A 26,718-nucleotide genomic window follows, 5' to 3' on the forward strand; every position below is an offset into this window, starting at 1 on the left:
CAATAACAATATAAAAACTAAAAAATCGTCTTCCACAAAAAAGCCCGGTCATCCCGGGCTTTACTGAACAAGCAATCAGTGATTATTTAGCGCACTTGCAATCCGCCGATTTTTTTTCAAAACGTTCTGCGGCATAATCCCAGTTTACCACGTTCCAGAATTCTTTGATGTAATCCGGACGACGGTTTTGGAATTTTAAGTAATAAGCGTGTTCCCAAACATCCAGCGCAATCAGCGGGAAGCCTTCGCAGCCGGCGATATCTTTCCCCATTAACGGGCTATCCTGATTGGCGGTCGAAACTACTTCCAGTTTACCCTGATTTAACACTAACCATGCCCAACCGGAACCGAAACGGGTTGCCGCCGCTTTTTCAAATTCCGCTTTGAACGCCTCTACGGAACCGAAATCACGAATAATGGCGTCTTTTAACGCGCCCTGTAAAGTGGTGCCTTTTTTCAGCCCTTTCCAGAATAAGCTGTGATTGGCGTGACCGCCCGCATTGTTGCGCACGGCAGTGCGTTTATCCGCCGGCACGGAAGCCAGTTTGGAAATTAACTCACCCGGGCATAAATCGGCAAATTCCGGCAATGTTTCCAATACGGCATTGGCATTGTTCACATAAGTCTGGTGGTGTTTAGAATGGTGAATTTCCATGGTTTGTGCGTCGAAATGCGGTTCTAATGCATCATAGGCATAGCCTAGTTCAGGTAAAGTATAAGACATATGAGTATCCTTCTGTAAAATAATCGTTAGTAATAAAGCCGATAAAATCTTAACAAAAAAATTGATTAAGATCATTAAAAGTTTAAATTTTTGTTAAAAAACAGGGCGGCCTGCATGCCGCCCCGTGTGTAGAAGGAGGATAACTTATTTATCCTGCTGGGCTTTTACCGCGGCCACCGCCACCATATTAATAATACGGCGAACCGATGAAGCGGAGGTTAAAATATGCGCGGTTTTTTCCATCCCCATCAGGATCGGGCCGATGGTGATCGGAGTTGCCGTACCCTGTAGCAAATTCAGGCTGATGCGCGCCGCTTCCATATTCGGCATAATCAGCAAATTCGCCGCCCCTTTAATCGGGCTGTCCGGCATAATATCCCGGCGCAACGTTTCCGACAGCGCCACATCGCAGTGCATTTCACCGTCGATAATCAGTTCCGGCGCGCGCGCTTTAACCAAGCGTAAAACTTCGCGCATTTTCACCGCACTTGGATCATCAAAGCTGCCGTAATTGGAATGCGACACCAACGCCACTTGCGGTTCGATCCCGAAACGGCGGACTTCGGCGGCGGACATCAAGGTGATTTCCGCCAGTTCCTGCGCGCTCGGATTACGGTTAACGAAAGTATCGGCGATAAACAGGTTGCCGGTCGGCAGTACCAGCCCGTTTACCGTGGCGGGAATCGCGCCCGCTTTGACGCCGATAATATCTTTAATCGCGGTTAAATGAGAGGCATACGGGCCGACCAGCCCGCACAGCATGGCATCCGCCTTGCCCAGTGCCAACAGCATGGTGCCAAGTGCGGTCGGATTATGCAGCATTTTTCGTTTTGCCCCCGCCTGCGTCATGCCGCGGCGTTTCAGCTCGTTATAATAAGCCGTCCAGCATTCTTCATAATACGGGTTATTTTCAATATCAATGATGGCAAAATCACGCCCCTGTTCAAGGTGTAGCCCCAGTTTTTTAATTGTCTGCTCAATCACTGCGGTGCGCCCCAATAAAATCGGTGCGGCAATCCCCAGGGTGGCGATTTCCTGCACCGCATGCAGCACGCGGGCTTCCTCACCGTCGGTCAGCAGCACCCGTTTTTTATCCTGTTTCGCCTGCGCGAATACCGGTTTCATAAACAGGTTGGTTTTATACACGAACTGAGTCAGTTTTTCGATATACGCATCAAAATCCTCGATCGGCCGGGTCGCCACACCGCTGTCCATCGCCGCTTTCGCCACCGCCGGAGCAATTTTGACAATCAGGCGCGGATCAAAGGGTTTCGGAATAATATATTCCGGCCCGAACGACACTTCGCTGTCGCCGTAAGCGGACGTCACCACATCGCTTTGTTCCGCCAAGGCGAGATCGGCAATGGCATACACCGCCGCCAGCTTCATTTCTTCATTAATGGTGGTGGCGCTGACATCCAGCGCGCCGCGGAAGATAAACGGGAAGCACAGCACGTTGTTGACCTGATTCGGATAATCGGAACGGCCGGTACACACAATCGCATCCGGGCGCACCGCTTTCGCCAGCGGCGGTAAAATTTCCGGTTCCGGATTGGCCAGCGCCAGAATCAGCGGGCTTGGCCCCATGGTTTTCACCATCTCCTGAGTCAGCGCGCCCGCGGCGGAACAGCCGAGGAAAATATCCGCATCAGGAATGGCGTCCGCTAAGGTGCGGGTGCCGTTATCGTCGATGGCGTAATGTTTTTTGGTGTCGTCCATCCGCTCATCGCGGCCTTTGTAAATCACCCCTTTGGAATCACACACGGTGATATTTTCCCGTTTCATCCCCAGTGAAACCAACAAATTCAGACAGGCGATTGACGCCGCACCCGCGCCGGAGGCGACCAGTCTGACTTCCTCGATTTTTTTATTGACGATGCGCAGCCCGTTGATCACCGCGGCGGCGGAGATAATCGCCGTGCCGTGCTGATCGTCATGGAACACCGGAATATTCATGCGTTCGCGCAGTTTCTGTTCAATATAAAAACACTCCGGCGCTTTAATATCTTCCAGATTAATGCCGCCGAAGGTCGGCTCAAGTGCGGCGATAATTTCCACCAGTTTTTCCGGATCTTTTTCGTCGATCTCAATATCGAACACATCCACGCCGGCAAATTTTTTAAATAAAACCCCTTTACCTTCCATCACCGGTTTACCGGCCAGCGCGCCGATATTACCCAGCCCCAGCACCGCAGTACCGTTTGAAATGACGGCGACTAAATTGCCGCGCGCAGTATAACGATAAGCCAAGGCCGGATCCGCCTGAATTTCCAGACAAGGCATCGCCACTCCCGGCGAATAGGCCAAGGCTAAATCGCGCTGGGTTGCCAGCGATTTGGTCGGCGTGACTTCAATTTTGCCCGGTTGCGGAAATTCATGAAAATCCAATGCGGCTTGACGTAGTTGTGCATCCATAAAACGATCCTTCTAAAATTAACGTTACATCTAAAAACAGCTTAAGCCTGTTTATTATAGGCAAAAAAATCAGAAAATCTGTGATTCAAAACACATTATTGATTATTCTCCGCCAAAAAACACCGCACTTTTCGCCCGCCTTAGCCGATTCAGCAGGGTGCAGAATTTAGGGTTTTGGCGTAATATGTAGTAAAATGCGTGCCATTGAAAATGGAAATACGACGACATGATGCGATTAGATAAATTTCTGGCGGAAAATACCGGCCTTACCCGCGCACAGGCCACCAAAGCCCTGCGCCAAAGTGCGGTCAGTTTGAACGATAAAATTGAAAAAAACGGCGCCGTTAAAATCAGCGAGGCGGATGAGATCCGCTTCAACGGCGAATTGCTGCCTTGGGTGGCAAGCGGTCAATATATTATGTTGCACAAACCGCAAGGCTATGTTTGCACCCATGATGAAGGCAATTACCCGACCGTCTATCAGTTTTTCGATTATCCGCTGGCCGGCAAACTGCACTGCGCCGGCCGGCTGGACGCCGACACCACCGGTTTGGTGCTGCTGACCGACGACGGGCAATGGTCACATCGGATCACCTCGCCGAAACATCATTGTGAAAAAACCTATCGGGTCGGCCTTGCCGATCCGGTGGAAAGTCACTATCGACAAGCCTGCGAACAGGGCATCTTGCTGCGCGGTGAGAAACAGCCGACCAAACCGGCCGCGCTGACGATTCTTGATGATTACACCGTTGATCTGACCATCAGCGAAGGGCGTTATCATCAGGTAAAACGCATGTTCGCCGCCTTAGGCAATAAAGTCGTCGCCCTGCACCGCTGGCGAATCGGCGGCGTCGAGCTGGACGACGGGCTGCCGGAAGGCGAATACCGCCCGCTGAGTGCGGCAGAAATCGCACGCTTAACCAAAGGATAAATTTTGCATAATAACAACGTTCACCAAGCCGGTTTTATTTTTATTCTCACCCTCGGCATATTGTCTATGCTGCCGCCGCTGGGAGTGGATATGTACCTGCCGGCGTTTTTGAATATCGCACAGGATCTGCAGGTCAGTCCGGAACAGGTTCAGCATACGCTGACTTTTTTCGCTTACGGAATGGCCGCCGGGCAGCTGTTCTGGGGGCCGGTGGGCGACAGTTTCGGGCGCAAACCGATTATCTTGCTGGGAGTGATCGTCAGTGCGCTGACCGCCTTAAGCCTGACCAGAGTGGAATATATCGGCAGTTTCACGCTGCTGCGCTTTATCCAAGGTTTCTTCGGCGCCGCGCCCGTGGTACTGGCAGGCGCGCTGTTGCGGGATCTGTTCAGTAAAAACGAACTCTCGCGCACCATGTCCACCATTACGCTGGTCTTTATGATCGCGCCGCTGGTGGCGCCGATTATCGGCGGTTATCTGGTTTCTTATTTTCACTGGCATTCCATTTTTTATGTGATTTCCGCCATGGGCGGTTTGAGCGTTCTGCTGGTCTATTTCATCATTCCGGAAACCCACAAAAAAGAAAATCGCATTCCGCTGCGGTTAACCGTTATCGCGCGTAATTTTGTCAATCTGTGGAAGAAAAAAGAAGTGCTCGGCTATATGTTTACCGGCGCTTTCGGGTTTGGCGGGCTGTTCGCTTTCATTACCGCCGGTTCCATCGTTTACATCGGTATTTACGGTGTGCCGGTGCAGCATTTCGGTTATTTCTTTATGCTGAATATCGGTGTGATGACCCTCGGCTCGTTTTTAAACGGGCGTCTGGTCACCAAAATCGGCGCGGAAAAAATGCTACAGGCAGGCTTAAGCGTGCAGTTTATCGCCGGCATCTGGCTGTTTCTGGTGGCAATGTTTGATCTCGGCTTTTGGCCGATGGCAATCGGCGTCGCCCTGTTCGTCGGGCAGAATTCGGTGATCGGCTCCAATGCGATGGCCTCCATTCTGGAAAAATTTCCTTCGATGGCGGGTACGGCCAATTCCATGGTCGGTAGCGTCCGCTTCGGTACCGGCGCCACGGTCGGCTCGCTGGTCGCCTTAATGGAAATGAAAACCGCCGTTCCCATGTTGCTGACCATGACGCTGTGTTCGCTGATCGCCGTCAGTTTTTATTATTTTTTAACCTATCGAAATCTGAAATAACTATGGCGAAACTGACCATCAAAGATATTGCGCAACTTAGCGGCGTCGGCAAATCCACCGTCTCGCGGGTGCTGAATAACGATCCGAAGGTCAGCGCACAAACCCGCCGGCGGGTGGAAGAAATTATCCGCCGATGCGGATTTCAACCGTCCAAATCCGCCCGCTCCATGCGCGGCATCAATAACCGCACCATCGGCATCATCGTTTCCCGCTTATCTTCCGCTTCAGAAAATCAGGCGCTCGCCGCGATGCTGCCGCGCCTGTACGCCAATCAATGCGAACCGATTATCGTCGAAAGTCAGTTCAGCCCGTCCGCCGTACAAGAGCAGCTTAATTTTTTCAGCCAACGGGCGGTGGACGGCGTGATCCTCTTTGCATTCAGCGAGCTGGACGAACGCAGCCTAACCGGCTGGGAAGATAAAATGGTGGTGATCGCCCGCCGTTATCCCGCCGTCTCTTCGGTTTATTATGACGATGAAAAGGCAATCCGCCTGCTGATGACACATCTTTACGCCCATGGCCACCGGCATATCGCCTATCTCGGCGTGACGGATCAGGATGCCACCACCGGTTACCGCCGCCATCAAAGTTATTTGCAGTTTTGCCGCACTTATCACCTTTCCCCGCGCTCCGTACAGGGCGAACTCGGTTATCATTGGGCGTATCAACATGCAAGTGCGGTCATTTCCGAATCAGTTTCCGCGTTAGTCTGCGCCACGGACAGTCAAGCCATCGGTGCCATCAAATATTTACAGGAACAGCGCTTGCAATCCGTTCAGGTCTGCGCCGTAGGCAACAACCCGCTGCTGCAATTTCTGTTTCCCGCCATTCTGACGGTCGAACCGGGTTTTGCGCAGGCCGGCGACATCGCAGTGACCCAATTATTAGCGCGTTTAAACGGCGAACCGGTTAAGCATTATTGTGTGGATTGCCAATTAGCTAGTTGATCTCGTTCAGAGTTGCCAAAATCATCGTTAATATAAATTCGATAAATACGGTGGAATCATTTTCCGCATCCGCCAAAGCCAGAACATGATAATATTCCGCCTGATGCGCATAAACCATCGTTTCAACCGGCAGCCAGGCAAAAATCGGATTCCAATGGGTTAAAATAACGTTCTGCCAGAGCCGCCCCATTCTCCCGTTTCCATCTGCAAAGGGATGAATCATTTCGATTTCATAATGTATCACCGCACTTTTAATCAGATCCGGCGTATCATCCGTTTTCGCCCAATTAAACAAATCCGACATCAACTTTTCCACAAATTGCGGACGCGCGCCCATGTGCACCAATTCACCTTTTGCGGTATAAATACCGACATCTTGACTGCGAAAACAACCGGCTTCATTCACTAAACCTTCGGTTAATAAGGCGTGCGCTTTCAGAAAATCAGATAAAGAATAAGGGTTGTAAGTAAGGATTTCGTCATAGGCTTCATAAGCATTTTTCACTTCCCGAATGTCTTTCGGGTGTCCAAGTACGCGTTTACCGTTCACAATATCGGTCACTTGCTCAATCGTCAGGCTGTTATTTTCAATCGCCAAAGAAGACTGAATCGAGCGTAATCGGTTTTCTTTACGCAAATGCAAGTTACGCGCGTACTGCGTTTGTAATGTTCCCAGCTTATGAGAAATGTCAACGATTTGATTTAACATCGTTGTCGTAATAGAAAATGGCGGCTTATTCTTCACAATAGTTATCCGGTTAGGTTTGACCCGAATTATATAACAATGGTGGAAATAACCAAATTTTTATTCCGTACCGCAAACGCAAAACGCCCGCAAAACCGAGGTTACAGCGGGCGTTCGGTCATTAGCCGTTTAACTGATTACGTCTTTTTTGCAATATAAAAACCAGAATCAAAAGCAGTGCGCAGGCCAGGGAAATCATAAATAAAGTGCCGAAAAAACCGTTCCATTTAAAGGTCTCAATGATTAACGACAGCGGCAGGCCGGCAATTGCCGCGCCGATATAGGCAAATAGGCTGACAAAACCGGTGGAGGCGCCCGAGGCGTATTTATGGGAATTTTCCGCGGCCGCCATGGCAATTAAAAACTGCGGGCCGAAAATAAAAAATCCCATCAGGAAAAACAGCGCCGACATAATGACCGTGCTGTCCGTCGGAATAAACCACAGTCCCAGTGCGACGGAAATAATGCCGACCACATAAATAATATTCATTTGGGTGCGATTGCCATGGAAAAATTTATCCGATCCCCAGCCGGCAAATAAGGCGCCGAGAAATCCGCCCACTTCAAAAAACGAGATCACCGTGTTGGCCTGCAACAGATTATAGCCGTGGGTTTCGGTCAGATACAGATTTCCCCAGTCGTTAATGCCGGTGCGGACAATATAAACCAGCCCGTACGACACCGCTAACACCCAGATAATATTATTTTTAAACACATAATTTTTCAGAATTTCCCACGTGGAAAGCCCGATCCCTTCGCTTTCGTGTTTCTGTTCGGCGATATCGTTGCGCCATTCGCCCACCGTCGGCAATCCCATGGAACTTGGCCGATCGCGTAATAATGCGCATAAGCCGATGCCGACAACCACCGCGATCACACCGGGAATAATCATGCCGTAGCGCCATCCCCAGGCTAACGCCACCGCACCGGCAATCAGCGGAATCAACGCCCCGCCGAGATTATGCGAGGTATTCCAGATTGCCCACCACAAGCCTCTTTCATTGCGCGAATACCAGGTATTCAGAATTTTTGAACAAGGCGGCCAGCCCCAGCCTTGGAAAAAGGCGTTAATCATCCACAGCGTCACGAACATAAAGATAGACGAACTCATGCCGAATAAAATATTCACCACGCCGGTCGCCATTAATCCCAAGCCCATAAAATAGCGCGGGTTGGAACGATCGCCGATAACCCCGGACAGAAACTTCGATACCCCGTAAGTCAGATAAAACGCCGTTCCCATTATCCCGATATCGGCTTTTTGCAGCCCGAGATCGGCCAGCATTTCCGGCATGACGAAATTAAACCCTTTGCGGGTAAAATAAAACACCGCATAACCGATATAACTGACAATCATTAGATGCAGCCGCCAATAACGATAGGTTTTGTCGATCTCTTCCTTGCTCTTCGTGACCGGAAGATCATCAGCCTGTTTAAAAATAAACATCGTATTTCTCCTTAACTTTAATGTTATTAATTTAACAATTTTATTATTTAATAGTTTATAATGATATTTATGTGAAAAAAGTTACACAGATCACAGTTTGTGCATTTTTTTCGTGTATGATAGAAAAAAAGCAACACCATTCTTTAAACCATAAAACGAGGGAATCAACATGCAGGCAAAAGACATTGCAAAATATATTGACCACACCGCACTGAGCGCAGAAAAAACCGAGCAGGATATTATTCAGCTATGTGACGAAGCCGTTGAACACGGTTTTTGTTCGGTGTGTATCAATTCGGGTTATATTCCGCTGGCAAAACAAAAATTAGCCGGTACCGATGTGAAAATCTGCACAGTGGTCGGTTTTCCGCTGGGCGCGAATCTGAGTGCGGTAAAAGCCTTTGAAGCCCGCGAGGCCATTAAAGCCGGAGCCAATGAAATCGATATGGTGATTAATGTGGGCTGGATAAAATCCAACCGCTGGCAGGCGGTGAAAGAGGACATTCAGGCGGTACTGGACGCCTGTGCCGGCATCACGCTGAAAGTGATTCTGGAAACCTGCCTGCTGACCAAGGCAGAAATCGTGCAGGCCTGCGAACTTTGTAAAGCCTTACAGGTGGCCTTTGTGAAAACCTCCACCGGGTTTAATAAAGGCGGTGCGACAGTGGAAGATGTGGCGTTAATGAAACGGACGGTCGGCACCATCGGGGTGAAAGCCTCCGGTGGCATTCGCGATACGCAAACCGCTCTGGCAATGATTGACGCCGGCGCCACCCGCATCGGCGCCAGCGCGGGGATAGCAATTATTCGCGGATTAGCGGATAATCACAGCCAGTATTAATGGCTCACATCGGTATCGCTATGGAGAAAAAAAGCAACCCGCGCATCCAAAAGCTGGCGTTTTTGCTCAAACAAATGGACAAAATTCACCTGCGTGATGCGGCGGACATCCTCAATGTGTCGGAGATGACCATCCGGCGCGATTTAAACGGCGATACGGATGCTTCCATGGTGCTGCTGGGCGGGTATATCGTCAGCAATCCCCAGCAGAACCCCGACAAACGCTATTTGATTGCCGAGCAGCAGACGAAAAATATCGCCGCCAAAATGCACCTCGGCGCCTTGGCGGCGCCCTTGGTACAGGACGGCGATGTAGTGTTTTTCGATTGCGGTTCCACCATTCCGTTTATTATTTCACAAATCAATAATGGGATAAAATTCACCGCACTTTGCTGTTCGCTGAATACCTTTATGGCGCTGCAGGACAAGCCGAACTGCGAGGTGATTTTATGCGGCGGGCATTATTCGCGGCACAATTCTTTTTTCAGCCCGCTGCACCTTAGCGGCGAATTAGACCGCATCTGCACCACCAAGGCGTTTATTTCCGCCGCCGGGGTGGATATCAAACAAGGCGTCACCTGCTTTAATTTTGACGAGGCGAAAATAAAAGCCAAAGCCATGGCGAAAACCCAACAAGCCATTCTGGCTTTCGATCACACCAAGCTGCATAAAGTGCGGCAGGCGTATATCGGCGAATTAGGGCAGTTTGATCTGATTGTGTCGGATCACACGCTGCCTGCGGAATTTGCCGCTGATCCGGCAAAAATTCTGTCTTAATTTCACCGCACTTTTTCCATTCCGGAGCTGAAACCGTCATAATCAACTGACCGTTATGACCGTTTTGCCACTAAACCATAAGGTTGACGTTAGCCTTATTATTCTCAATCTCAAAAGCAGTTTATTGATTTATCACATAATTATTAAAAATAGCGTGATTTAACGCGCTATTTCCGTTTCACAATCCGAAATGCCCGATTTATCAAATAAATCCCTAAAATCGGTCATATTGTGATTTTTCTTTACCGTTTTTTTGTGACCTGATTCACAGAAAAAGCACAAATCGGCAAAAAAACTGTTTCCGCGCTGTCTTTTAGTCAACAATAATCTTGTCGGCCACACTCACTTCACTTATTAATGAAAACGAGGAGATAACATGACTCAATGCAAAGCAAATCCGGTCAAAATCGGTATTCGTCCAACGATCGACGATCGTCGGCTGGGCGTACGCGAATCCCTTGAAACCCAAACCATGACGATGGCGCAATCCGTCGCCCGTTTATTAGAAAGCCAGCTCAGACATACGGACGGCAGTTTTGTCCAATGCGTGATCGCCGACAGCTGTATCGGCGGAGTGGCGGAAGCGGCGGCTTGTGCGGAGAAATTCAAATTAAACAATGTGGGATTAACCATTACGGTGACACCGTGCTGGTGCTACGGTTCGGAAACCATTGACATGGATCCGCATATGCCGAAAGCCATTTGGGGCTTTAACGGCACCGAACGTCCGGGTGCGGTCTATCTGGCGGCCGCCTTAGCGGGCCATTCGCAAATGGGGCTGCCGGCGTTTTCCATTTACGGCACGCAAGTGCAGGAAGCCGATGACAGCGCCATCCCGCAAGACGTACAGGAAAAACTGCTGCGTTTCGCCCGCGCCGGTCTGGTGGTGGCCACCATTCGCGGCAAGGCGTATTTATCCATCGGCTCGGTTTCCATGGGCATCGCCGGTTCTATCGTCAATCAACCGTTTTTCCAGGAATATCTGGGCATGCGCAACGAATATGTGGATATGAGTGAAATCAAACGCCGTCTGGATCGCAAAATCTATGATCAGGAAGAAGTGGATTTAGCCTTATCCTGGGTCAAACAGTATTGCAAAGAAGGCGTGGATGTCAACAGTCCGGCACACCAGCGCGATGCCGAAGGGCGCGCCGAAGTATGGGAAACCGTGGTGAAAATGGCGATTATCACGCGCGATTTAATGGTCGGTAATCCAAAACTTGCCGAACTGAATTACGGCGAAGAAGCGCTGGGCCATCACGCCATCGCCGCCGGATTCCAAGGCCAGCGTCATTGGACCGATCATTTGCCGAACGGCGATTTTATGGAAGCGATATTAAATTCCACCTACGACTGGAACGGAGTGCGCCCGCCGTATATTCTGGCCACTGAAAACGATTCCCTGAACGGCGTCAATATGTTATTCGGTCACCAGCTGACCGGTCAGGCACAGATTTTCGCCGATGTGCGGACATACTGGAGCGAAGACGCCGTCGAACGGGTGACCGGATTCCGGCCGCAAAGCGGGTTTATTCATCTGATCAATTCCGGTTCGGCGGCATTGGACGGCACCGGTCAGCATCAGGATAAAGACGGCAAGCCAATCATTAAGCCGGTGTGGGATGTCAGTGAAGCAGACGGTAAACGTTGTCTGGAACATACCCGTTGGTGTCCGGCGGTGCATGAATATTTCCGCGGCGGCGGTTATTCGTCTCAATATCTTACCAAAGGCGGCATGCCGTTTACCATGCACCGTCTGAATCTGATCAAAGGTCTCGGCCCGGTGTTACAGATTGCCGAAGGCTGGTCGATCGAGCTGCCGCCGGAGGTTCACGATACCTTAATGAAACGCACCAACGAAACCTGGCCTTGCACTTGGTTCGTGCCGCGTTTAACCGGCAGCGGCGCCTTTACCGACGTTTATTCGGTCATGGCGAACTGGGGCGCGAACCACTGCGTCGCCACTTACGGCCATATCGGCGCGGATTTAATTACACTGGCTTCCATGTTGCGCATTCCGGTCTGTATGCACAATGTGGCGGAAAAAGACGTGTTCCGTCCGAGTACCTGGAACAGCTTCGGTCAGGATAAAGAAGGTCAGGACTATCGCGCCTGCGCCAATTTCGGCCCGCTGTATAAATAAGCCTGTTGCGATCGGTCACCGACCGATTGCACTACCCGTTTCCGCTTTTGATTATGTTATAAAAGTGCGGTTATTTTGACCGCACTTTCGAGGAACTTTATGGCTATTGCACTGATTTTTGACTGCGGTGCCACCAATTTACGCACCATCGCGATCAATGAGCAAGGCGAAATTCTCGCCGCCCATCATCTCGCCAACAGCACTCGGCCGGATGCCGACAATCCCGATTATCATATTTGGGATTTTGCGGAAATCTGGCAAAAACTGACCGATTGCGCGGTTCAGACTCTCGCCGGCTTAAGAGCAAAACAGATTGATCTCTCGCAGATTGTCGGGATCGGCGTCACCACCTTCGGGGTGGACGGCGCGCCGTTCGACAGTCAGGGAAATCCGCTTTATCCGATAATTTCCTGGAAATGCCCGCGTACGCTGCCGGTGATGGCGCAGCTGTCGGAGTATCTGGATGTCGAGGCGCTGTATCGGCGTAACGGCATCGGGCAATACAGCTTTAACACCCTGTTCAAACTGCTGTGGCTGAAAACTCACCGACCTGACATTTATCAACGCATGGATAAATGGGTGTTTATTTCCTCCATGCTCAGCCAGCGGCTGACCGGCGTTTTTACCACCGACCGCACCATGGCCGGCACCTCCATGATGACCAATCTTGCCACCGGCGATTGGGATCAGGATGTGCTGTCGGTGCTGGAGCTGACAACGGCACATTTCCCGCCGATGGTCAATGCGGGAGAGCCCGTCGGTTTGCTGTCCGCATCCCTTGCCGCACAATGGGGGTTAAATCCGGTGCCGGTGATTTCCTGCGGGCATGATACCCAGTTCGCCGTTTTTGGTTCCGGCGCCGGCCTGCATCAGCCGGTTCTCAGTTCCGGCACTTGGGAAATTCTGATGGCACGCACCGAACGGGCGCAGCCGCGCAGGGAATTCGTGGCACAGGGATTAACCACCGAATTTGATGCCCGCCCGAACCGGTTTAATCCCGCCGTACAATGGATCGGTTCAGGCGTTATGGAATGGATGGGCAAATTGCTGTTTGCCGACGTGGCCGGCACCGATCAATATTATTCGACCATGATTGCAGAAGGCGGCCGGGTACCGCCCGGCGCCAACGGCGTCTGTTTACAGGGCAGTTTCGCCGCAACGGACAACCCGTCCGGCGAGGGGCAGATTTTAGGCCTGTCAATGCACAATACCCGTGGTCAGCTTTATCGCGCCGCGCTGGAATATATGGCGCGACAGCTGAAAGACGGCTTAAACGTTTTGCAGCAGGTCAGCGGTTTTCAGGCGGAAAGCCTGCTGTGTGTCGGCGGTGGGTCGAAAAACCCGCTATGGAATCAAATCCGCGCCGATGTTTTAAATCTTCCGCTGGATATTGTGGATGTGGCGGAAAGCACCGTGCTCGGCGCCGCCATGTTCACCTTTGCCGGTGTGGGCGTTTATTCGTCTCCCGAACAGGCGCAACAAGCGATGCACCCGCGTACCCAGCGGATTTATCCGTCTCAACAAGCTGCCGATTATCAACAATGGTTAGCGCAAATAAAACAATAAGAGGTTTCACCATGAATAAAAACGCACTCTCCCGCAAAATTATCGATACTTGTCTGGAAATGACCCGACTGGGATTAAATCAGGGCACTGCCGGTAATGTCAGCGTACGTTATAAAGACGGCATGCTGATCACGCCGACCGGCACGCCCTATGAATTACTGACCGAAGACAGCATCGTTTATGTGGATAAACACGGCAAACACGAAGAGGGTAAATTGCCTTCCAGCGAATGGCATTTTCATTTGGCGGTGTATGAAGCGCGCCCCGATGCGGACGCCGTGGTGCATAATCATTCGCTCAACTGCGCCGCCGTCTCCATTCTGGAAAAATCGATTCCGCCGATTCATTACATGATTGCGGTCGGCGGCACCGATCATATTCCTTGTGTTCCTTATGCCACATTCGGTACGCATAAACTGGCGGAATACGTCAAACAAGGCATTAAAGAAAGCAAAGCGATTTTACTGGCTCATCATGGTTTGATTGCGGCGGAAAAAAATCTGGATAAAGCCTTATGGCTGGCACACGAGGTGGAAGTGCTGGCAAGCTGGTATATCAAGCTGCTCGCCACTAATCAGCCGATTCCGCTCTTACCGGCGGAAGAAATGCAGGTGGTTTTAGAGAAGTTTAAGTCTTACGGACTGAGAATCGAGGAAAAATAATGCCACGCGGCACATTATTTCCGCTCACATCATTGAAAGAAGGAACATGTTATGACTGCCAAAGTACTTGAAAAGAAATTTGTTGTCCCTTTTATTTTAATTACCAGTTTGTTCGCCCTGTGGGGATTTGCAAACGATATCACCAACCCGATGGTGGCGGTGTTTCAGACCGTGATGGAAATTCCCGCCTCCGAAGCGGCGTTAGTACAGTTCGCCTTTTACGGCGGATACGGAACGATGGCAATTCCCGCCGCACTTTTTGTCAGCCGCTACAGCTATAAATCCGGCGTGCTGCTCGGACTGGCGTTATATGCCGTCGGCGCATTTTTATTCTATCCGGCCGCGTTATATGAAGAATTTACTTACTTTTTGCTTTCTTTATATATTCTGACCTTCGGCCTAGCGTTTCTGGAAACCACCGCCAATCCTTATATTCTTTCCATGGGTGATCCGCAAACCGCAACCCGGCGCTTAAATCTGGCACAATCCTTTAACCCGCTCGGTTCCATCACCGGGATGTTTGTGGCCTCACAAATCGTGCTGACCAGTCTGGAATCCGACAAACGCGATGCGACCGGTAATCTGATCTTCACCACCCTGTCCGAAGCGGAAAAAGCCGCCGTGCGCACGCATGATCTGGAAATTATCCGTAATCCTTATCTGGTCGTCGGTCTGGTGGTGCTGGTCGTCATGCTGATTATCGCCTTATACAAAATGCCGAAAACCAAAGTGGAAGAAGGCACGCCAATCAGTTTTAAAACCTCTTTCAACCGTTTATACGCAAACGCCAAATACCGCGAAGGCGTTATCGCGCAGGTGTTCTATGTGGGCGTACAGATTATGTGCTGGACGTTTATTATTCAGTATGCGGAACGTTTAGGTTTTACCAAAGCGGAAGCGCAAAATTATAACATTATCGCCATGGCGCTGTTTATTACCAGCCGCTTTATCAGCACCAGTATCATGAAATTCTTAAGAGCGGAACTCATGCTGTATATATTTGCCTTAGGCGGTTTCTTCAGCATTCTGGGCGTAATGTTTATCGACGGGATCTGGGGATTATACTGCCTGATTTTAACCTCCGGCTTTATGTCGCTGATGTTCCCGACCATTTACGGCATCGCGTTATACGGCTTAAAAGAAGAATCCACCTTAGGTGCGGCGGGGCTGGTAATGGCAATTGTCGGCGGCGCACTGATGCCACCGCTACAGGGCATTATCATCGACCAAGGCGAAGTACTGGGCATGCCGGCGGTCAATTTCTCCTTCATCCTCCCACTGATTTGCTTTGTCATTATCGCCATCTACGGCTACAGAGCATGGAAAGTATTGAAATAAGATAAGCAATCATCTTGGAGAAAAAACATGCTGCACCGACATGCAGCATGTTTTAACCGTTCAGGCACTGTCTCGGTCGATTAAAACGGTGGGGAGTTCGATTCGTGTTTCGTCAAACAGGCGCTACATCTTTGCCGGTAAGCTCGCGGGCGTTGCGGTTTGATAAGTCGGCGGGCACTCCTGCCGCTTTTATCATACGAACGCCCGTTGTGCGGCATTATGACGATTCGCCTTTGCCCAGTCCCATTAAAATCGAACAATCCGGGCTGTCATTGCCTTTACAAGAACAATGCCAGCGTTGCAGTAATTTGAGCATGTTCTGCAAATCGGCGATTTTTTCTTGCAGTTCAAGAATATGCTGTTCAGTCAGGGCTTTTACTTCGCGACTGGTGCGATGCGGATCGTCGTTTAATTTCAGCAGTTGCGTAATCTGATGCAATGAAAAACCGACTTTACGCGCATTGCTGATAAAGGATAAACGGGTGAGATCCTGCGCCGAGTAAGCGCGGTAACCGGTTGCCGTACGTTGGGTTTTCGGCAGTAATCCGGCTTTCTCATAATCACGAATCTGCTTGGCCGATAACCCGGTTTTTGCTGCTGCCTGACTGATGTTCATGCTATTTCCTTTGTTATTAATCAATGCTAAGTCTAACCAAAGCGCCGCGCTTAAACAATCACTAAACAGGATAAAAAAACCACCGCACTTTACCTCTCAGAAAAAGCACGGCTCGCCGAAGTCTGCGCGTTGCCATGACGGTTATTTTAAAGAAATGTGATCAACATCACACTAAATGACAACAAATTGGGAACGTTCCCATTGCTAAAAAATCAGAACCTTTTATAATCTGCTTAATTTTTATCATCTCACCACCCGGCATCGAGGTTCCCATGGCGAAACAACCTATTAATCCGCACAATGTGGATAAATTAATCGAATATATCGGCGGGCGCGAAAATATCGCGACGGTCACCCATTGCATCACCCGCTTACGTTTTGTATTACATGACGAAAGCAAAATCGACAGCAAAGGCCTGGAAACCCTGCCGATGGTTAAAGCGAATTTCTCGACCGGCGGGCAATATCAAGTGGTTATCGGTCAGGAAGTGGGCGATTATTACAACATCCTGCTGCAAAAAACCGGTTTGGCAAGCGTGGACAAAGAACAGGTGAAAGCCGCCGCCCGCCAAAATCAAAAATGGTACGAAAGTCTGATTTCGCATATGGCGGATATTTTTATTCCGTTACTGCCGGCCTTAATCAGCGGCGGTCTGATTTTAGGTTTCCGCAACGTTATCGGCGATATTGCGATGATCGACGGCAAAACCTTAACCGAGACCAGTCCTTTCTGGGCCAGCATTCATAGTTTCCTCTGGCTTATCGGTGAGGCGATTTTCCATTTCCTGCCGGTGGGCATCTGCTGGTCTATTGCGCGCAAAATGGGCACCTCGCCGATCCTCGGCATTGTGCTTGGTATCACGCTGGTTTCACCACAATTAATGAACTCCTACGCGTTAGGTGTGCAGCTGCCGGAAAGCTGGGATTTCGGCTGGTTCGCCATTGAAAAAGTCGGCTATCAGGCACAGGTGATCCCGGCCATTATGGCGGGCTTAACCCTGTCTTATATTGAACGGGCGATGAACAAAATCGTGCCGGATTTTCTCAACCTGATTATCGTGCCGGTGGTATCGATTATTCTGGCGGTATTTCTGGCGCACACCATTATCGGCCCGCTCGGACGCGAAATCGGCAACGGCGTCGCCTTTGTGGTACGACACGCCATGACCGGCAGCTTCGCCCCTATCGGCGCGGCGCTGTTCGGTTTTCTGTATGCGCCGCTGGTGGTCACCGGCGTACACCAGACTTCGCTGGCCATCGATATGCAGATGATTCAAAACATGGGCGGCACGCCGGTGTGGCCGCTTATTGCGCTGTCAAATATCGCGCAGGCCTCCGCCGTACTTGCCATACTATTTATGAATAAAAAAGCGTCAGTGCGCGAAGTGGCGCTGCCGGCGGCGTTGTCCGCCTATTTAGGCGTAACTGAACCGGCGATGTACGGGATTAACCTGAAATACCGTTTCCCGATGTTATGCGCCATGATCGGTTCCGCCTGTGCGGCGCTGGTATGCGGTTTAGCCGGCGTGCTGGCAAGCAGTATCGGAGTCGGCGGTCTGCCGGGGATTTTGTCCATTCAGCATCAATTTTGGGGCGTGTTCGCGCTGGCGATGCTGGTGGCGATTCTCGTTCCGCTGTTACTGACCATGGCGATGTACAAACGCAAAGCGCTGCAAGGCGAAATCGAATAGCCGCACTGCCGGCATAAAGTGCGGTGCAAAAAACGGAAGAAAAAACCACCGCACTTTTTACTGACTATCAACCGATTTAAGGAACATAATATGCACGCAGACTGGTGGAAAAACGGGGTGATCTATCAGATTTATCCGAAATCCTTTCAAGACAGCACCGGCACGGGAACCGGCGATATTCAAGGCATCATCCGGCGACTGGATTATTTGCAGCAGCTCGATATCGACGGCATTTGGCTGACGCCGATGTACGTTTCGCCGCAAATCGACAACGGTTATGATATCGCGGATTACCGCAATATCGATCCCAGTTACGGCAGCATGGCGGATTTTGAACAGCTGGTCGCCGAAGCGCACCGGCGCCAGATCCGCATTATTATGGATATGGTATTTAACCACAGCTCGACGCAACATCCGTGGTTTAAACAGGGCGAAGATCCGCACAGCGACTATCACGATTATTACCTCTGGCGCGAACAGCCTACCAACTGGGCGTCCAAATTCGGCGGCAGCGCCTGGCAATGGTCGGACAAAGCGCAAAAATATTATCTGCACCTGTTCGCGCCGGAGCAGGCGGATCTCAACTGGGAAAATCCCAAACTGCGGCAGGAACTGTACGATATTTGCCGTTTCTGGGCGCAGAAAGGGGTGGACGGTCTGCGCCTGGATGTGGTTAATCTGATTTCCAAACCGGCGGTATATACCGACGACAACGAAGGCGACGGTCGCCGTTTCTACACCGACGGGCCGAAAATTCACCATTATTTACAGGACTTGAATAAACACGCCCTGACACCGTTCGGCTTAATGAGCGTGGGCGAGATGTCCTCTACCAAACTTGAACATTGCCAGCAATATGCCAATCTGGCCGGCAGCGAGCTTTCCATGACCTTTAATTTTCATCATTTGAAAGTGGATTACCCGAACGGCGAAAAATGGACTTACGCCAAGCCGGATTACGTGCAGCTGAAAGCCATTTTCAACTATTGGCAGCAAGGGATGCACAACCGCGCCTGGAACGCCCTGTTCTGGTGCAATCACGACCAGCCGCGTATTGTATCGCGCTTCGGCGATGAGGGCGCACGGCATAATGTTTCGGCGAAAATGCTGGCGATGCTGCTGCACGGCATGCAAGGCACGCCTTATATTTATCAGGGCGAAGAAATTGGCATGACCAATCCGAATTTCCGCACAATTGAGCAATATCGCGATGTGGAAAGCCTGAACGCATATCACGAGCTAAAGCAACAAGGTATTGAAGAAGCTATGATTCTAAAAATTCTGGCACAAAAATCGCGCGATAACAGCCGCACGCCGATGCAATGGTCAAACGCCGCACAAGCGGGATTCAGCAACGGCACGCCTTGGATCAGCGTTGCGGAAAACTATCCGCAGATTAATGTGGAAAACGCGTTAGCGGATAAAAATTCGGTCTTTTACTGCTATCAAACCCTTATCCGCCTGCGTAAACAATATCCGATTTTCACGGACGGCGATTATCAGGATCTGAACCCGACTCATCCGTCGCTATGGTGTTATCAGCGTCAGGCCGACGGTCATACCTTGCTGGTATTGGCGAATTTAAGCGACCGGCAGGATGTCTGCACCTTGCCTGCGGCATTACAGCAAAACAACTGGCGGAATTTAATGAACAATTATCCCGAGCCTGTTCAGTTCGACACCACAATCACCTTAAAACCCTATCAGGCGGTGTATTTATATTGTTAAAAACGGCCGAAAAAACCACCGCACTTTTGCCATCGTAAACGGGATCTAAACGCCGCGCTGCGTTTAGATCCGCCGCGATTACGCGTCATAAAGCTGATAATCCATTGATATACTTCATTAATTAACACGATTAAAACTATTTATTGATAGCGCGGAAAATATTTTTGCATTTTCTTATTTACGTCATATTGCTTTAGTTGTATGATACAACTCAATCAACACAACCTAAACAAGGAAACTCAGATGAAACGCAACACATTATATCTTTTTGACGTCAATGCCATTCTGCTGGATAACAACCTCAATTGTCCCACCGCTTCGTTTGTTCTCGGTTTTCCTGAATTTCTGGCTAAAATCGGCGGTGATAACATCAGAATATTCGTGCCGGCGCAGGATATTGCGCAACTGCCCGACATTGAACGCAAACTCGCAGCACTGAATATCCGCGATAAAATCGCCATTGTACATACCGATGACGAGATCATGCAGCACATCGCACATTCCTACGCAACCAACCATTACTTATTTATTCACCGGATCAGAATACAGCCGTCGCATTGCAAAAAACCGACCGCCGTGATTCTGATAGATAAACATGATGATCTTCTGCCGCAGAAAGATTGTCTGAACGTGCAAAACTATAATGAAATAAGCTATTTATTTTAAGCTGAAAAGATGATTTATGCGTCATAAAGGGATAGAATAAGCGCTGTCCCTTTGACTTTGCCAATACATGAAAAGCGCCAATGACCGATATTTATCAACATTTTAAAGATCATTTCATCCTGAACTATACCAGCGACATACCGCTTTATAAGCAGCTTGAAAATTATATCGTCGCCCAAATCCGCATCGGCACTTTCAAAGAAGGTGACAAAATGATTTCTGAAAATGAAATCTGTCAGTTATTCGATATCAGCCGCACCACGGTGCGTCAGGCAATGAACGGATTGTATGAAAAAGGCGTGATCATTCGTATCCGCGGTAAAGGCACTTTCGTGGCGAAAGAAAAAATTCAGTTTAATATCAACAACCTGTTCTATTTTACTCCAAGTATCATGGCGCTGGGTTTAGAGCCGTCCTCCACGATTGTCGGCTGTGAAGTTATCGACCCTACGGATGAGATCATGGAAAAACTGAAACTGACGGACAAAAGCCAAAAAGTCTTCCGCCTCACCCGGGTGAGAAAAGCCGATAATATTCCGGTTTCGCTGGATATCGCCTATATGCCTTATTATCTGTGTCAGGGCATTGAAAAAATTAATTTTGAGCACCGCTCTTTGTTCAATGTGCAGGAAAAAATCTACCAGCTCAGCCCGAAATATGCCAATTCGACCATTAACGCGATTTTGATTGATCATCCGAAAACCGCGAAATTACTGGAATCGAAAAAAGGTGCGGCGGGATTTCATATTCAGCTGACCTATTATCTGGAAGACGGCACCATTATGGAATTTACCGATTCCGTTACCCGCGCCGACAAATGTTCTTTTCAACTGACCATTACCAACGGTAAAAAAGAAGATTTGTCATTTTCTCAGTCATTTCATATTTAAAAGGAAAATATGGCCTTACACCGTTGCCCCGAATGCCGCCGCAAAATCAGCCAAAGCGCCCCGTTCTGCCCGCACTGCGGTTTCTCCTTTCAGGAAAAAGATCTGGCGCTTTACCGCCAAAAACTGGCACAACGCCGCCTGCACAATCAGGAAATCAACCGAAAGAGCGTAAAAATCCATCTATTCTGGCTGACAGTCTTTTCACTCGTCATCGGCATCGCCGCGTGGTGGCAGCGTTAGCCCAGATCCGCTTTTAGTAACACACTGTTATTAATGATAGAGGATCTACCGTCATTCCAGATAAAATACTTGCTCCAGCTCTTCAGAAATCGGGCTATTATCAGGATTAGACGGCATAATATCACGCATAAATGCCCACCATCGCTGACAGGCCGCCGTCTTGGCAATCGCGTTCCAACGGGCTTCATCCTCTAGTTCTACATATGCAAAGAGTAAATTACGCGTTTTATCCAAAAAAATAGAATAATGATGTGCACCATGCACTTTTAGTTCGGCCACTAATTCAGGGAAAATTTCATCGTGGCGTTTTTTATATTCATCATGACAATCAGGATTTACCTGCATAACAAAACCTTTTTTCAACATAATAATATTCCTTAATCAAATGGTATGAAAATATTAGCTCGCCATGCCTAAACCTACGATATTGGCCGCTAATACGATAATTAAACAACCGATACATAACACCCGGGTCGGTTTTACACCTGTGTTTCTCCATTCGTTTAAAACCAGTCCGACAATACCGCCACAGAGGACATAGAAACTCATATGTAACATCCAGCTCATAAAGCCGTATTCTGCCGGGATATTGGCATGCCCCCAAGCATAGAAGAAAAACTGGAAATACCACATAACGCCGCCTAATGCGGAGAATAAAAGATTGCTGCTTAACAAGCCTTTTGCTATATGCATATCCTTTTTAAACGATAACTCAGGTTTAATTGCCAAGCGGATAAAACAATAGCCTAAATTAATAAGCGCACCGCCTCCCATAATCACCACATAACTCGGTAATGCCACATATAACGGATCAACACCTAATTCAGCCGCCGTCTCATGCATCGGTGTAGCCGCGCTCATAGCAAAAGACATACCGGCAGAAAAAATACCGCACATAACGGCAAGCAATAGACCTTTTTTCAAATTAAATTCTTCTGCCGTAATTCCTATTGCTTTTTCTTTTAAAAGACCGGCATAGGACACGACGGCAACACCGATAACGGCAACAATCACCCCCAGCAGCGTCATTTTTCCACCGGTTGAAGCAATCAGGTCTCCAAAGCGTCCCTGAATGATCGGTGTCATTAACGTACCGACAATTAAAGTGATACCGATAGCGATACCGATCCCCATTGACATTCCGAGATAACGCATGGTTAACCCGTAACCGATATTTCCGATTCCCCACATGGCGCCAAATAAGAAAACCGGAATTAACACACTGCTGCTAAAAGATGCATAATAATTACAAAAATCAGGCAACAGAAAATAGCTAATCGACCAGGGTAATAAAATCCAGGAAAACAACCCTGCAACTGCCCACATAGTTTCCCATGACCAGCCGGCGACTTTTTTCAACGGCGCATAGAAACAGGCTGCCGATGTTGCACCGATAAAATGCCAGAAAATACCTAATAGAATCGAACCACTCATAATATTTCTCCTCTAATTCCTTTATAAAATTCGGCTCAATCCCGATGAAGAGATTGAAGCATTGTTCATTTATAACGTACCTTCCATCGGTACCACATCAAAACGTGCCGCCAGTAATTTAAATTGTTCATTGCTGATGGTTTGCCGTTTTCCCCCCATCGCAAGCACTTTTACCGCGATTTCCGCTGATTTTTCCGCAGTATCGATTAACCCAAACGCGTCATCTAAAGTGGCTCCCGTAGCAAATACGCCGTGAAACGCCCACAGAACAAGAGAATGTTTTGCCATCTCCTGCGCTGTGGCATAGCCAATTTCGTCTTTTCCCGGAACCATCCAAGGCAATACGCCGATACCATCCGGGAAAACCACCAAACATTCAGTACTCATTTCCCATAATTCTTTAGTAATGACTTCGCTTTTTAATTCCAGTACATAAGTCAATGCAATCAGGTTGGTCGCATGGCAATGCATAACAACCCGATCATGATTGCCGCTCACCCGCATACGCACAATATGGGATTGCAAATGAGCAGCCAGTTCTGAAGTCGGTACTCCCCCATTTATCAACCCCCACATAATGTAATAACCTTTACCCTGTTCATCGACTTTAATTACGGCTAACGTATCCGCAGGATCCAATTCGACATTACGGAAAAATTTACCGGAGCCGGTAACAATAAAGTAATGATTGGCTAACACGGAAACATCCTGAGTTAAAGGCTCATGACGGGGCTCCACATAAAAATCTGAGGCAAAAGAGGCGATATCATCATCTAATAGACGTAAACTAATATTTCCGCCATTGCGTTCATCCCAGCCTTTTCGCCACATATCACAAGTTGCTTTTACCATTGCCCGGACAAACCAAGAATTTAAAATACTCTGCATTTGAGCCCCCTTGAATTAACGTTGACTTAGTACATTTGCTTCATACTGACGAATATCATTTAACCAACGGCTGCCTACAGGCACATTATGACGTTCACAATACATATCCCATACAGCCTGCCAAGGCAGTGATTTCTGTTCTTCCAGTAATGCCAGTCTGGTTGTAAAATCTCGCGCATTTTCTGCATCAATCAATGTCGGAGTTGGTTCAAGCAGCGCTCGCAATAATGCTTTTTTCATATTGCGAGCACCGATAACCCAAGCGGCGATACGATTAATGGAAGCATCAAAAAAATCCAGACCGATATGTACCCGCTCAAATAATTTATGGCGAATAATTTCATTTGCGATCGCCTGCGTCTCATCATCCAGCAGCACAACATGATCGCTATCCCAGCGAACAGGCCGGCTGACATGTAATAACAAATGTTGAATAAATGGTAGCAATGCCGAAATTTTGTCCGAAATGACTTCAGTCGGATGATAGTGTCCGGCATCCAAACATAACGCAGTATGACGGGAAGTCGCATATGCCACATAAAACTCATTAGAACCCGCAGTATAAGATTCAACACCGATACCGAATAATTTGCTTTCCACGGCATCCAAATGATATTTCGGATCAATTTTTTCACACATAATCTCATCCAGAGATTCCACTAAACGTTGTCTTGGGGCAACTTTATCCACAACCAAATCTTTGCTACCGTCAGGCAGCCAGATATTCATAACAGAAGGGGTACCAAGTTCTTTACCAAAATATTCCGAAACCTTGCGACAGGCTTTGCCGTGTTCAATCCAAAAATCACGGATTTCTTTGTTTTGATGTGTTAATGTCGCGTCAGTGCTGAGCGGATGCGAAAAATAGGTCGGATTAAAATCTAAACCCAAATGTTGCTTCTTTGCCCAATTCACCCAATTAACAAAATGCTCGGGTTTAACTTCATTCCGTTCGACTTTCATGTCCGCCTCCAGATAGGAAGCATGCAGATTCAAGCGTTTCGGCCCCGGAATCAAACAAAAAGCCGCCTCTAAATCCGCGCGCAGTTCTTGCGGAGTCCGAGCTTTCCCCGGATAATTGCCGGTCGCCTGAATTCCGCCGGTTAAGCTACTGCCTACGGATTCAAATCCCCCAACATCATCCCCCTGCCAGCAATGCATTGAAATCGGCAGTATATCCAGCAACGCCATTGCGTTTTCAGTATCTACGCCGATATCGGCAAATTGTTGTTTCGCGAGTTGATACGTTTGATTTACCATTGTCATAATATGGTTCTCCCTGATTAGTTGAACTGATTAAATGCCTGCCATTGCTGATTAAAATCAGTATTTTCAAGCGATTGAGGATTTGCATAGAAATATTTAAGCGGAAATTTTTTGCTCACGATATTTCTGAATGCACGAACGTTTTTAATTTGATCCAATGCCATTAACTGACAACCTATATTCCCCAGTACGGAAGCTTCAACAGGGCCACTGACTACATTAACGTTGCATACGTCCGCACAAAGCTGATTTAAAAACGCATTCTGACTACCACCGCCAACAATATGTAAACAACTGATTGGTTTTTGTTGTAATGTGGCAAGTTGCTCAAAAACCTGACGGTATAACATGGCAAGGCTATCGAAAATACAACGCGCTAACTGCGCAGTAGTGAGAGGAATCGGTTGATGGTGCCGATAACAATATTGCTGAATACTTTCCACCATTGAAGGAGGATTCAGAAAACAGTCCGCATTAGGGTTAATTACACTGCGAAACGCCGTTTGCATCTGCACCTGACATATCAGTTCGGCAATATCCGTCACCTGACGTTCACTGCATAACCGGTTAAACAGCCAAAGCCCCATAATGTTCTTTAATACGCGATAATGCCCATCAATACCGCCTTCATTGGTGATATTAATATTCATGGCAAATTCATTATTACAAACCCGTTCGGTATCTAAGCCCATTAAAGACCAAGTTCCGGAACAGAGATACGCCGCCTGTTCATCAGATAACGGCGCAGAAATGACCGCACTTGCCGTATCATGACTGGCTACTGACATAACCGGCACGTTCACCGACTGATAATGCCATTCGCCGACTTGATGACCGGGGTGGCGAATCTCGCCGAACCAACTATGCGGCAATCCCAGATAATCCAACAAATCAGTATCCCAGTTATCGGTATTGACATTAACCAGCTGAGTTGTCGTTGCATTGGTATATTCTTGATTGAGACTGCCGGTTAAACGGTAATTAAGATAGTCGGGAAGCATGACGAAGTGCCGTACCTTCAATAACCACTCCGGCTTTTCATCTACCATCGCTTTAAGCTGGTACAAGGTATTAAAGCTTAAAAACTGAATACCGGTCTTCTGATAGATTACCGTTTTTCCCAGCGCCTGTATTACACCGGCCATCACGCCTTCCGTACGGGCATCACGATACGCATAAGCCGGTCCGACCAAACATCCCTGTTCGTCCAGCAACACATAATCCACACCCCAAGTATCAATACCAATACTGTGTAACGCCGTACCCGCATCCACAATCTTTTGCAATCCGGTAATAATTTCCTGTTCCAGGTACATCAAATCCCAGCAACTGTGTCCTTCTTTCTGCTGTAATTGATTTTTAAAACGATGAATTTCTTGCAGACTGATGTCATCATTATCCGATTGATAAGATGCAAGCATCACACGACCGCTTGATGCACCAAGATCTATCGCTGCAATATTAAATATGCTCATCTTCAATGCTCCTTTCACTGTAAGTCAGCTACAGTTTAGGTATCTTGCCGATGAGAAACCTGAGAATGGCTGCCACAATTTCCAAACCT

At 48.6% G+C, this 26,718-nt stretch carries 24 protein-coding genes; 14 read left to right on the forward strand and 10 right to left on the reverse strand.

What is annotated here, in order from left to right; genetic code table 11:
• Nucleotides 1–82: 82 nt before the first annotated feature.
• Nucleotides 83–724 carry a superoxide dismutase [Mn] gene (sodA, locus tag ACESOH_RS00450; RefSeq protein ID WP_032091848.1) on the reverse strand — a complete coding sequence of 214 codons (642 nt, stop codon included), beginning with the start codon at nucleotides 722–724 and terminating at the stop codon, nucleotides 83–85.
• Between the two features lie 144 nt (nucleotides 725–868).
• Entirely contained in the window at nucleotides 869–3,139 is a 2,271-nt protein-coding gene (locus ACESOH_RS00455; protein WP_373098947.1) for an NADP-dependent malic enzyme, read from the reverse strand.
• A gap of 229 nt (nucleotides 3,140–3,368) precedes the next feature.
• Between ACESOH_RS00455 and rsuA the strand changes: the two genes are divergently transcribed.
• From rsuA to treR, 3 genes are read left to right on the forward strand one after another with little or no spacing between them, the layout of a single operon-like run.
• A complete protein-coding gene (rsuA, locus tag ACESOH_RS00460; RefSeq protein ID WP_373099839.1) occupies nucleotides 3,369–4,070 on the forward strand; it encodes a 16S rRNA pseudouridine(516) synthase RsuA in 702 nt (233 codons plus the stop codon).
• Between the two features lie 3 nt (nucleotides 4,071–4,073).
• Nucleotides 4,074–5,270: a Bcr/CflA family multidrug efflux MFS transporter gene (locus ACESOH_RS00465; RefSeq protein ID WP_032091846.1), complete on the forward strand. Its 1,197-nt coding sequence runs from the start codon at nucleotides 4,074–4,076 to the stop codon at nucleotides 5,268–5,270.
• 2 nt (nucleotides 5,271–5,272) lie between these two features.
• Nucleotides 5,273–6,217: a trehalose operon repressor TreR gene (gene treR / locus ACESOH_RS00470; RefSeq protein WP_373098949.1), complete on the forward strand. Its 945-nt coding sequence runs from the start codon at nucleotides 5,273–5,275 to the stop codon at nucleotides 6,215–6,217.
• Here the strand turns inward: treR and ACESOH_RS00475 are convergent.
• A complete protein-coding gene (locus ACESOH_RS00475) occupies nucleotides 6,210–6,926 on the reverse strand; it encodes a Fic family protein (RefSeq protein WP_373098951.1) in 717 nt (238 codons plus the stop codon). The genes treR and ACESOH_RS00475 overlap by 8 nt on opposite strands.
• A 157-nt stretch (nucleotides 6,927–7,083) precedes the next feature.
• Nucleotides 7,084–8,409, reverse strand: a complete 1,326-nt coding sequence (gene uhpC, locus ACESOH_RS00480; protein ID WP_373098953.1) for an MFS transporter family glucose-6-phosphate receptor UhpC — start codon at nucleotides 8,407–8,409, stop codon at nucleotides 7,084–7,086.
• A 169-nt stretch (nucleotides 8,410–8,578) separates the two neighbouring features.
• Between uhpC and deoC the strand changes: the two genes are divergently transcribed.
• From deoC to fucP, 6 genes are all read left to right on the forward strand, one after another.
• Nucleotides 8,579–9,250, forward strand: a complete 672-nt coding sequence (deoC, locus tag ACESOH_RS00485) for a deoxyribose-phosphate aldolase (RefSeq protein WP_373098955.1) — start codon at nucleotides 8,579–8,581, stop codon at nucleotides 9,248–9,250.
• A gap of 20 nt (nucleotides 9,251–9,270) precedes the next feature.
• Nucleotides 9,271–10,026, forward strand: coding sequence for a DNA-binding transcriptional repressor DeoR (gene deoR, locus ACESOH_RS00490; RefSeq protein WP_373099841.1), 756 nt, complete (start codon nucleotides 9,271–9,273; stop codon nucleotides 10,024–10,026).
• A gap of 376 nt (nucleotides 10,027–10,402) precedes the next feature.
• The gene (gene fucI, locus ACESOH_RS00495; protein ID WP_373098957.1) at nucleotides 10,403–12,169 is read left to right on the forward strand and encodes an L-fucose isomerase; all 1,767 of its coding nucleotides are present in this window, start codon (nucleotides 10,403–10,405) and stop codon (nucleotides 12,167–12,169) included.
• A 99-nt stretch (nucleotides 12,170–12,268) separates the two neighbouring features.
• Entirely contained in the window at nucleotides 12,269–13,735 is a 1,467-nt protein-coding gene (gene fucK, locus ACESOH_RS00500) for an L-fuculokinase (protein ID WP_373098959.1), read from the forward strand.
• An 11-nt stretch (nucleotides 13,736–13,746) separates the two neighbouring features.
• Entirely contained in the window at nucleotides 13,747–14,397 is a 651-nt protein-coding gene (gene fucA, locus ACESOH_RS00505) for an L-fuculose-phosphate aldolase (protein ID WP_373098961.1), read from the forward strand.
• 51 nt (nucleotides 14,398–14,448) lie between these two features.
• Nucleotides 14,449–15,735 (forward strand): L-fucose:H+ symporter permease, encoded by a 1,287-nt coding sequence (gene fucP, locus ACESOH_RS00510; protein WP_373098963.1) that lies wholly within the window; start codon nucleotides 14,449–14,451, stop codon nucleotides 15,733–15,735.
• Nucleotides 15,736–15,952: 217 nt separating this feature from the next.
• On the opposite strand, the gene ACESOH_RS00515 is transcribed toward fucP, so the two are convergent.
• On the reverse strand, nucleotides 15,953–16,351 hold the full coding sequence (locus tag ACESOH_RS00515; RefSeq protein ID WP_032092606.1) for a Cu(I)-responsive transcriptional regulator: 399 nt from the start codon (nucleotides 16,349–16,351) through the stop codon (nucleotides 15,953–15,955).
• A gap of 272 nt (nucleotides 16,352–16,623) precedes the next feature.
• Here ACESOH_RS00515 and treB point away from each other — a divergent pair, with 272 nt between their 5' ends.
• From treB to ACESOH_RS00540, 5 genes are all read left to right on the forward strand, one after another.
• Nucleotides 16,624–18,042, forward strand: coding sequence for a PTS trehalose transporter subunit IIBC (gene treB, locus ACESOH_RS00520; protein WP_373098965.1), 1,419 nt, complete (start codon nucleotides 16,624–16,626; stop codon nucleotides 18,040–18,042).
• A gap of 90 nt (nucleotides 18,043–18,132) precedes the next feature.
• Nucleotides 18,133–19,770, forward strand: coding sequence for an alpha,alpha-phosphotrehalase (gene treC / locus ACESOH_RS00525; RefSeq protein ID WP_373098967.1), 1,638 nt, complete (start codon nucleotides 18,133–18,135; stop codon nucleotides 19,768–19,770).
• Nucleotides 19,771–20,013: 243 nt separating this feature from the next.
• Nucleotides 20,014–20,436, forward strand: a complete 423-nt coding sequence (locus tag ACESOH_RS00530) for a hypothetical protein (RefSeq protein WP_373098969.1) — start codon at nucleotides 20,014–20,016, stop codon at nucleotides 20,434–20,436.
• An 80-nt stretch (nucleotides 20,437–20,516) separates the two neighbouring features.
• Complete coding sequence (locus ACESOH_RS00535) at nucleotides 20,517–21,326, forward strand: GntR family transcriptional regulator (protein WP_373098970.1); 810 nt, start codon at nucleotides 20,517–20,519, stop codon at nucleotides 21,324–21,326.
• A 9-nt stretch (nucleotides 21,327–21,335) separates the two neighbouring features.
• Nucleotides 21,336–21,566, forward strand: coding sequence for a zinc ribbon domain-containing protein (locus ACESOH_RS00540; RefSeq protein WP_373098972.1), 231 nt, complete (start codon nucleotides 21,336–21,338; stop codon nucleotides 21,564–21,566).
• A 51-nt stretch (nucleotides 21,567–21,617) separates the two neighbouring features.
• On the opposite strand, the gene rhaM is transcribed toward ACESOH_RS00540, so the two are convergent.
• The 5 genes from rhaM to rhaB all read right to left on the reverse strand — a co-directional run bounded on the left by rhaM (nucleotide 21,618) and on the right by rhaB (nucleotide 26,629).
• Nucleotides 21,618–21,932: an L-rhamnose mutarotase gene (gene rhaM / locus ACESOH_RS00545; RefSeq protein WP_373098973.1), complete on the reverse strand. Its 315-nt coding sequence runs from the start codon at nucleotides 21,930–21,932 to the stop codon at nucleotides 21,618–21,620.
• A 33-nt stretch (nucleotides 21,933–21,965) separates the two neighbouring features.
• On the reverse strand, nucleotides 21,966–23,000 hold the full coding sequence (rhaT, locus tag ACESOH_RS00550; RefSeq protein ID WP_032092600.1) for an L-rhamnose/proton symporter RhaT: 1,035 nt from the start codon (nucleotides 22,998–23,000) through the stop codon (nucleotides 21,966–21,968).
• 69 nt (nucleotides 23,001–23,069) lie between these two features.
• Complete coding sequence (rhaD, locus tag ACESOH_RS00555; RefSeq protein ID WP_032092599.1) at nucleotides 23,070–23,888, reverse strand: rhamnulose-1-phosphate aldolase; 819 nt, start codon at nucleotides 23,886–23,888, stop codon at nucleotides 23,070–23,072.
• Between the two features lie 15 nt (nucleotides 23,889–23,903).
• Nucleotides 23,904–25,154 (reverse strand): L-rhamnose isomerase, encoded by a 1,251-nt coding sequence (locus ACESOH_RS00560; RefSeq protein ID WP_373098976.1) that lies wholly within the window; start codon nucleotides 25,152–25,154, stop codon nucleotides 23,904–23,906.
• A gap of 17 nt (nucleotides 25,155–25,171) precedes the next feature.
• Entirely contained in the window at nucleotides 25,172–26,629 is a 1,458-nt protein-coding gene (rhaB, locus tag ACESOH_RS00565; RefSeq protein ID WP_373098977.1) for a rhamnulokinase, read from the reverse strand.
• Nucleotides 26,630–26,718 lie beyond the last annotated feature (89 nt).

The organism is Necropsobacter rosorum (assembly GCF_964241405.1).
GTDB lineage: Bacteria > Pseudomonadota > Gammaproteobacteria > Enterobacterales > Pasteurellaceae > Necropsobacter > Necropsobacter rosorum.

Bases quoted from the DNA above. Each gene is read 5' to 3' on its own strand.
- sodA (WP_032091848.1), bottom strand. From the start codon at position 724: ATGTCTTATACTTTACCTGAACTAGGCTATGCCTATGATGCATTAGAA.
- ACESOH_RS00455 (WP_373098947.1), bottom strand. From the start codon at position 3,139: ATGGATGCACAACTACGTCAAGCCGCATTGGATTTTCATGAATTTCCG.
- rsuA (WP_373099839.1), top strand. From the start codon at position 3,369: ATGCGATTAGATAAATTTCTGGCGGAAAATACCGGCCTTACCCGCGCA.
- treR (WP_373098949.1), top strand. From the start codon at position 5,273: ATGGCGAAACTGACCATCAAAGATATTGCGCAACTTAGCGGCGTCGGC.
- ACESOH_RS00475 (WP_373098951.1), bottom strand. From the start codon at position 6,926: ATGTTAAATCAAATCGTTGACATTTCTCATAAGCTGGGAACATTACAA.
- uhpC (WP_373098953.1), bottom strand. From the start codon at position 8,409: ATGTTTATTTTTAAACAGGCTGATGATCTTCCGGTCACGAAGAGCAAG.
- deoC (WP_373098955.1), top strand. From the start codon at position 8,579: ATGCAGGCAAAAGACATTGCAAAATATATTGACCACACCGCACTGAGC.
- deoR (WP_373099841.1), top strand. From the start codon at position 9,271: ATGGAGAAAAAAAGCAACCCGCGCATCCAAAAGCTGGCGTTTTTGCTC.
- fucI (WP_373098957.1), top strand. From the start codon at position 10,403: ATGACTCAATGCAAAGCAAATCCGGTCAAAATCGGTATTCGTCCAACG.
- fucK (WP_373098959.1), top strand. From the start codon at position 12,269: ATGGCTATTGCACTGATTTTTGACTGCGGTGCCACCAATTTACGCACC.
- fucA (WP_373098961.1), top strand. From the start codon at position 13,747: ATGAATAAAAACGCACTCTCCCGCAAAATTATCGATACTTGTCTGGAA.
- fucP (WP_373098963.1), top strand. From the start codon at position 14,449: ATGACTGCCAAAGTACTTGAAAAGAAATTTGTTGTCCCTTTTATTTTA.
- ACESOH_RS00515 (WP_032092606.1), bottom strand. From the start codon at position 16,351: ATGAACATCAGTCAGGCAGCAGCAAAAACCGGGTTATCGGCCAAGCAG.
- treB (WP_373098965.1), top strand. From the start codon at position 16,624: ATGGCGAAACAACCTATTAATCCGCACAATGTGGATAAATTAATCGAA.
- treC (WP_373098967.1), top strand. From the start codon at position 18,133: ATGCACGCAGACTGGTGGAAAAACGGGGTGATCTATCAGATTTATCCG.
- ACESOH_RS00530 (WP_373098969.1), top strand. From the start codon at position 20,014: ATGAAACGCAACACATTATATCTTTTTGACGTCAATGCCATTCTGCTG.
- ACESOH_RS00535 (WP_373098970.1), top strand. From the start codon at position 20,517: ATGACCGATATTTATCAACATTTTAAAGATCATTTCATCCTGAACTAT.
- ACESOH_RS00540 (WP_373098972.1), top strand. From the start codon at position 21,336: ATGGCCTTACACCGTTGCCCCGAATGCCGCCGCAAAATCAGCCAAAGC.
- rhaM (WP_373098973.1), bottom strand. From the start codon at position 21,932: ATGTTGAAAAAAGGTTTTGTTATGCAGGTAAATCCTGATTGTCATGAT.
- rhaT (WP_032092600.1), bottom strand. From the start codon at position 23,000: ATGAGTGGTTCGATTCTATTAGGTATTTTCTGGCATTTTATCGGTGCA.
- rhaD (WP_032092599.1), bottom strand. From the start codon at position 23,888: ATGCAGAGTATTTTAAATTCTTGGTTTGTCCGGGCAATGGTAAAAGCA.
- ACESOH_RS00560 (WP_373098976.1), bottom strand. From the start codon at position 25,154: ATGACAATGGTAAATCAAACGTATCAACTCGCGAAACAACAATTTGCC.
- rhaB (WP_373098977.1), bottom strand. From the start codon at position 26,629: ATGAGCATATTTAATATTGCAGCGATAGATCTTGGTGCATCAAGCGGT.